Here is a 7,289-nt window from a genome sequence, read left to right on the forward strand (position 1 = left end):
CACATGAATTTGCCGGACACCGCTCTAGAACGCGGGTTCAACGAAATTTTCACATGTCATCGAGATGACATCACTTTGCCACCAACCTGTAACAATCGATCACGATACTGGCGCCAGTTTTTAGAGCGTCCGGTTCTAAGAAAGGACGATCCTGTCCAGGCCGGACGGTATTTCCAGGGTGGCTTTTCTCCACCCCTCTCAGCTACGGAGAATGATATGCGTCTTGCTTCCACCAAAACTGCGGCGGCCCTGTGCGGGGGTCTGTTTCTGGCCATGAGTATCCCGGCCCACGCCGCAGTCGACGCCAAGTTGCTCGACATGCTCAAGGCAAACGGATCGATTTCTCCTTCGCAGTACGCCGAACTGCAGACCGAACTGGCCAAGGATCAGCAAGTTCAACAGCAGCAAGCCACGCAAGTCGCCGCTGCGCAAACCAAGACCGATGAGATGAACGCGTTTGCCCAGAAAGTGGCCTGGGCCGCCAAGACGCAGTTCAAGGGCGACGTTCGCGTTCGTCAGGAAACCATCAAGATCGATGGCCAGAACAACAGCCAGGACAAGGACCGCCAGCGTATCCGTGCTCGTCTGGGCGCCTACACCGAGATCAACCCGCAAGTCAGCACCGGCATCCGTATCGCCACCGGCGGTAGCAACGACGCCCGCTCCACCAACCAGGACCTGGACGGTTATTTCGTCAAGAAAGACCTGTGGCTGGATCAGGGTTACATCGACTACCACCCGGACGCGATCAAGAACCTGCACATCATTGGCGGCAAGATGGCCCAGCCATGGGTCAGCATGGGCGACATCATCTGGGATAACGACATCAACCCGGAAGGCCTGGCAGCCACCTACAGCCTGCCAATCAGCAAAAGCTTCGAGCTGTTCGGTAGCGCCGGTAACTACACCCTCAAGGACAACATTGACGGCGACGGCACCCAGTTCAAGAACGACCTGCGTTTGAACGCCGGTCAGTTGGGCGCACGCTTCACCCCGATGGACGCGCTGAAAGTGACCATCGGCGGCAGTATCTACCAGTACCAGAACGACAAGGACAGCGCTGCGCTGGCGGTCAACGGCAACAACACCAACCGCTTCCGTCTGATCGAAGGCTTCGGTCAAGTGGACATCAACGGCCTGGCCGTTCCGCTGTCGGTGTATGGCCAGTATGTGGTCAACAACGCCACGGACAGCGACGAAGACACCGGCTGGTTGACCGGCGTGAAAACCAAGGTGTTTGGTTTCGGTCTGGACTACAACTACCGCGACACTCAGCGTAACGCAGTGGTTGGCGCCTTCACCGACTCCGACTTCGCCAACGGCACCACCGGTTCGCGCGGCCACAAACTGGGCGTTTCCTACGACATCGACAAGAACTTCTCGGTCGGCGCGACTTACTTCCTGACCAAGGCCGACTACGCCGTGGCCAGCCAGCGCGACGCCGATGCCAACACACTGCAACTGGACGTGCTGGCCAAGTTCTAAGAAGGCAGCTGCAGCCTCAAGTTGAAAGCTGCAAGCCAGACGCCTCAAGCGAAGATGTTGCCTCGCTTGAGGCGGTAACACCTTACAACCCGCCGTTGCCCTGCCGGATCCCCATCATCCGTTCGACAGGTCAGCGCCGGGTTGTTTTTGTTAGCGCCGCGCTCTCTCTGTAGGAGCGAATTTATTCGCGAAGCGGTGGCTGCCTGGATTGATGTATCGCCTGACATACACTTTCGCGAATAAATTCGCTCCTACAGGGATCTACCGTTTACTTCTTGCGCAGTATCACGCTACCAATCGAATACCCCGCCCCGAACGAACTGAGCACACCCAACGCGCCGCTGGGCAAATCGTCCTGATAGGTGTGCAACGCAATCACCGAACCCGCCGAACTGGTGTTGGCGTAGGTGTCGAGGATCACCGGCGCTTCTTCGAGGGTCGCGTCGCGGCCCAGCAGTTTCTTGACGATCAGGTGGTTCATGCTCAGGTTCGCCTGGTGCAACCAGAAGCGCTGCACGTCGCTGACATTCAGGCTGTTTTCCTGAAGGTGCGCCCCCACCAGCTCCGCCACCATCGGGCAGACGTCGCGGAACACCTTGCGCCCTTCCTGCACGAACAGTTTGTCCGGCCGGCCTTCGCCCTCTTCCGCCGTGCGGTTGAGGAAGCCAAAGTTATTGCGGATGTTGTTGGAGAACGTGGTCAGCAGCTTGGTGCTGACAATCTCGAACTGGTACGGCGAGGTCGCCAGATCCGCGCGCTCGACTACCACTGCCGTGGCGGCATCACCGAAGATGAAGTGGCTGTCGCGATCGCGAAAATTCAGGTGCGCGGTGCAGATTTCCGGGCTGACCACGAGCATCGCCCGGGCCTGGCCCAGTTGGACGCTGTTGCTGGCGGCCTGGATGCCGAAGGTGGCCGAAGAGCACGCGACGTTCATGTCGAAGCCGAAGCCCTGAATGCCCAGCGCTGCCTGGACTTCGATGGAAATGGCGGGGTACGCGCGTTGCAGGTTGGAGCAGGCCACAATCACGCCGTCGATGTCGGCCGCCGTCTTGCCAGCGCGTTGCAGGGCCTGTTCGGCGGCCGCCACGCTCATCTGGCAGAGGATTGACCATTCATCGTTCGAGCGCTCTGGCAGGCGGGGCTTCATGCGTTGCGGGTCGAGGATGCCGTCCTTGTCCATGACAAAGCGGCTTTTGATGCCTGAGGCTTTTTCGATGAACGCTGCACTGGACTCGGTCAGCGCCTGCACGTCACCGCGCTCGATGGCCGAGGCGTTCTCGGCATTGAACTGCGCGACATAGGCATTGAACGACTGCACCAGTTCATCGTTGGAAATGCTGTTGGGCGGGGTGTAGAGCCCTGTGCCACTGATCACGACGTTGTACACGGCCGTTCCTCTCTTGTTGGATGGCAGCAGGCAAATCACCTGCTCGGGCACCGGCGCCGGTTATGTGGGACGGCAGTACCAATGCGCCAGTAATGAGTTCCCAATGAACGGGGACAAGATTCATGAAGATTTAATGATTCAGGCGCGAAGTTTGCCATATTGGCCGGGGTTTGGCGTTAGCGCGCTGCGCACGGGCCCTGGCTTCTGGCCGGAGGCCGTGGGAGCTTGGCTTGCCAGCGATCTGCCGGGCACCGGCAGTAAAACCTGATCACGCGCTCTGTCAGACACACCTCGGCCAGCCGGTATTGCTGCCGGTGCCCGGCAGATCGCGGGACAAGCCACGCTCCCACGCCTTCGGCAGAAGCTGGCCGCGGCACTCAGCCTTCCACAGCGGTCCACTGCTTGCTCAAGCGCTTATCCGAGATCGGCACCTTTGTCCCCAGTTGCTGGCCGAACAGCGAGACGCGGTATTCCTCCATCCACCAGCGGTACGCCACCAGTTCGGGGTCGCGTTTGCCTTCCTGGGCGTGCTTGTCGGCACGGGCCTGGTATTGCGCCCAGAGGTTGGCCAGCTCGGTGCTCCAGACCCGGTCCTTCTGCACCTGCGACGGCAATTTTTCCAGGCGCAGCTCGATGGCCTTCAGGTAACGCGGCAGCTCCTTGAGCCACTGCGCCGGGGTCTCGCGCACGAAGCCGGGGTACACCAGTTTGCTCAGTTGCGCCTTGATGTCGTTGAGCGCGACCGCCTGGGCCAGATCGATCTTGCCCTTGAAACGCTTTTGCAGGCCGTGCCACAGCTTGAGGATTTCCAGCGTCAGTTTCGCCAGCCGCTCGGCGTGCTCGGTCAAGCCGCCGCGCTTGCGTTCAGCCAGCGACAGCAGCCCGGCGCCATCCCGAGGCAACGTGGCCTCGCCTTCCAGAATGCAGGTGTCCAGGCTCGCCAGCAGAATGTCCTCGATCAGCGCATCGACGCGGCCCAGCTCGCGATACAGCAACGCCAGTTCGGTTTGCCCCGGCAACTTGCTGCGCAAAAATTTCGCAGGCTCGGCCAGTTGTTGCAGCAACAGGCGCTGCAACGCGCGACGGTGCTGATATTCGGCTTCGGTGGCCGTAGAGAAGCGCCCTTCCTTGACCGCACCGCCCTCCTCCACCAGCGCCGGGTACACGGTCATCGACAGGCCGGCGATGTTCTGCTGGGTCTGTTGCGCCACGGCGGCAAAGCCCTTGGGCTCCACCGGCTGCTGACTTTTCGCGGTCTGCGGAACCGCCAATGCGGCCTGGCTGGCCTGGGCGAAGCGCGCGGTCAACGCGTCCAGCTCGCGACCTTCGCCGAGGAACTTGCCGTCGCCGTCGACGATTTCCAGGTTCATCTTCAGATGATTTTCCAGCTGCCGGGTCGCCTCGTCCCACGCCTCGTCGGTGACCCGCGCGCCGGTCATGCGCAGCAATTCACGTCCCAGCGCCTGGGTCAGCGAGCCTTCGCCGAAGGTCATGCGCTGCAAAGCGGCCTTGACGAAGTCCGGCACCGGCACAAAGTTCTTGCGCAGGGCCTTGGGCAGGTTGCGCACCAGGGCAATGCATTTGGTTTCCAGCAGGCCCGGCACCAGCCATTCAAGCCGCTCGGCGGGCAGCGACAACAGCAGCGGCGCCGGCACGCGCACCGTCACGCCATCGCGCGGGTGGTTGGGCTCGAAGTGATAGGTCAGCGACAGGGTCAGATCGCCCAGGCGCAGGGTGTCGGGGTATTGGTTGGCGGTGACCTCACTGGCTTCGCGGGCCAGCACGTCCTCTTCGCGCATGATCAGCAGCTGCGGGTTCTTCTGGCTTTCGGTCTTGTACCAGCTATCGAAGGTCGCGGTCTGGTGAATCTCGGCCGGCAAGCGTTCATCGTAAAAACGGAACAGGGTTTCTTCGTCCGCCAGGATGTCGCGGCGACGCGCCTTGGCTTCCAGTTCGTCGAGTTCTTCCAGCAGCCTGGCGTTGGCGGTCAGGCACTTGGCGCGGGACTGAATCTCGCCGCGCACCAGCCCTTCGCGGATGAAGAACTCCCGAGACACCACCGGATCGATCGGCCCGAAATGCACCGGGCGGCGACCGACCACAATCAGGCCGAACAGGGTGATCTGCTCGAAGGCCACGACCTGGCCGCGCTTCTTCTCCCAGTGCGGCTCGAAGTGGTTTTTCTTGATCAGGTGCCCGGCCAGCGGCTCGATCCAGTCCGGCTCGATCTTGGCCACCATGCGCGCGTAGAGCTTAGTGGTTTCTACCAGCTCGGCCGCCATCAGCCACTGCGGCCGCTTGCGACCCAGTCCCGACGAGGGATGCACCCAGAAGCGCCGTTGCCGCGCGCCCAGGTAATCACCCTCTTCGGCTTTCTGACCAATCTGGCTGAGCAAGCCGGACAGCACCGCCTTGTGGAATTTCGGGAAGTCGGCCGGCTCTTTGTTGACCGTCAATTGCAGGTCCCGACAGATCAGGCTGAGCTGGCGGTGGGAGTCGCGCCACTCGCGCAGCCGCAGGTAGTTGAGGAAGTTGCGACGGCACCAGTTGCGCAGCGGGCTGGCGGTCAGCGCCTGGCGCTGTTCTTCGAAACCACGCCACAGGTTGACCAGCCCGGCGAAGTCCGAATCCTGATCCTTCCATTGAGCGTGGGCCTGATCGGCGGCCTGTTGCCGCTCGGGCGGACGCTCGCGCGGGTCCTGAATCGACATGGCGCTGGCCACGATCAGCACTTCCTGCAGGCTGCCTTGCTTGGCGGCCTCCAGCAGCATGCGGCCCATGCGCGGGTCCACCGGCAAGCGCGCCAACTGGCGGCCCAGCGGGGTCAGCTGGTTTTCGCGATTGACCGCCGACAGCTCCTGCAACAGGTTGAACCCGTCGCTGATGGCCTTGCCGTCCGGCGGCTCGATGAACGGGAACGCGGTGATCTCGCCCAGACGCAGGTGCAGCATCTGTAGGATCACGGCGGCGAGGTTGGTGCGCAGGATTTCAGGATCGGTGAACCCCGGCCGGCTGTTGAAATCTTCTTCGCTGTACAAGCGCACGCACAGGCCCGGCTCCACGCGGCCACAGCGGCCTTTGCGCTGGTTGGCGCTGGCCTGGGAAATCGCCTCGATGGGCAAGCGCTGCACTTTGGCGCGGTAGCTGTAGCGACTGATGCGGGCGGTGCCGGTGTCGATCACGTAGCGGATGCCCGGCACGGTCAGCGAGGTCTCGGCAACGTTGGTGGCCAGCACCACGCGTCGCCCCGGATGCGATTGGAAAATCCGCTGTTGTTCGGCGGGCGACAGGCGCGCGTACAGCGGCAGGATTTCGGTGTGCCGCAGTTGCGCCTTGCGCAGCATCTCGGCGGCGTCGCGGATCTCCCGTTCGCCGGGCAGGAACACCAGCACGTCGCCAGGGGATTTGCGTTCACTGCGCTCCATCGCCGCCAGCTCGTCCAGCGTGGCGAGGATCGCCTGGTCGACGGTCAGGTCTTCTTCGACGCTGTTGCCGTCTTCGTCCTGCTGCGAGGTCAGCGGGCGGTAGATCGTCTCCACCGGGAAGGTCCTCCCGGAGACTTCGATGATCGGCGCCTTGTCGAAGTGCTCGGAGAAGCGCTCAAGGTCGATGGTCGCCGAGGTGATAATGACTTTCAGGTCCGGGCGACGCGGCAGCAGGGTTTTCAGGTAGCCCAGCAGGAAGTCGATGTTCAGGCTGCGTTCGTGGGCTTCGTCGACGATGATCGTGTCGTAGCGTTCGAGAAAACGGTCGTGCTGGGTTTCGGCCAGCAGGATGCCGTCGGTCATCAGCTTGATCAGGGTGTTGCTGTCGCTCTGGTCTTCGAAGCGGACCTGATAACCGACCAGCGCGCCGAGGGGCGTGCCGATTTCCTCGGCCACGCGGCTGGCGACGCTGCGTGCGGCGATTCGACGGGGCTGGGTGTGGCCGATCAAGCCGTGCTGGCCGCGACCGATTTCCAGGCAGATTTTCGGCAACTGGGTGGTTTTGCCCGAGCCGGTTTCGCCGGCGATGATCAGCACCTGATGCTTGAGCAGCGCCTCCTTGATCTCATCGCGCTTGGCGGCAATCGGCAGGTTGTCGTCGTAGCGAATCGTCGGCACGCTGTTTTTGCGCGCCAGCACCTGGGCGGTGGAGGCCTGAACCCGCCCGGCCCATTGCGCCAGTTTCGCCTCGTCGGGCTTCTTGCGCAGGTCATGCAACTGACGACGCAGGCGATGACGCTCACTGATCATCACATGATCGATGTCTTTGAGCAGTTGGTCGATGGAGGGCGATTCGTCGGTCATCAGCGGCGCAGGGTCTTCATATGAATGCAGGGCGCGGATTGTCGCAGATTTAACACGGTCCCTGTAGGAGCTGACGAGCAGCGCGAGGCTGCGATGCGGTGTGTCAGACACATTGCATCGCAGCC

The 7,289-nt window shown here is 62.2% G+C and carries 3 protein-coding genes; 1 reads left to right on the forward strand and 2 read right to left on the reverse strand.

The annotated features are described in order from the left end of the window. The first annotated feature begins 216 nt into the window (after positions 1 to 216). Complete coding sequence (locus ABQX22_RS09305) at positions 217 to 1,485, forward strand: putative porin (protein ID WP_349798711.1); 1,269 nt, start codon at positions 217 to 219, stop codon at positions 1,483 to 1,485. Positions 1,486 to 1,753: 268 nt separating this feature from the next. Here the strand turns inward: ABQX22_RS09305 and ABQX22_RS09310 are convergent, their stop codons facing one another. Further along, positions 1,754 to 2,875, reverse strand: coding sequence for a beta-ketoacyl-ACP synthase III (locus ABQX22_RS09310; RefSeq protein WP_349798713.1), 1,122 nt, complete (start codon positions 2,873 to 2,875; stop codon positions 1,754 to 1,756). Positions 2,876 to 3,252: 377 nt separating this feature from the next. Then, entirely contained in the window at positions 3,253 to 7,164 is a 3,912-nt protein-coding gene (gene hrpA, locus ABQX22_RS09315; protein ID WP_349798715.1) for an ATP-dependent RNA helicase HrpA, read from the reverse strand. Positions 7,165 to 7,289: the final 125 nt, after the last annotated feature.

The organism is Xanthomonas sp. WHRI 1810A, assembly GCF_040202885.1.
Classification (GTDB): Bacteria; Pseudomonadota; Gammaproteobacteria; order Pseudomonadales; family Pseudomonadaceae; genus Aquipseudomonas.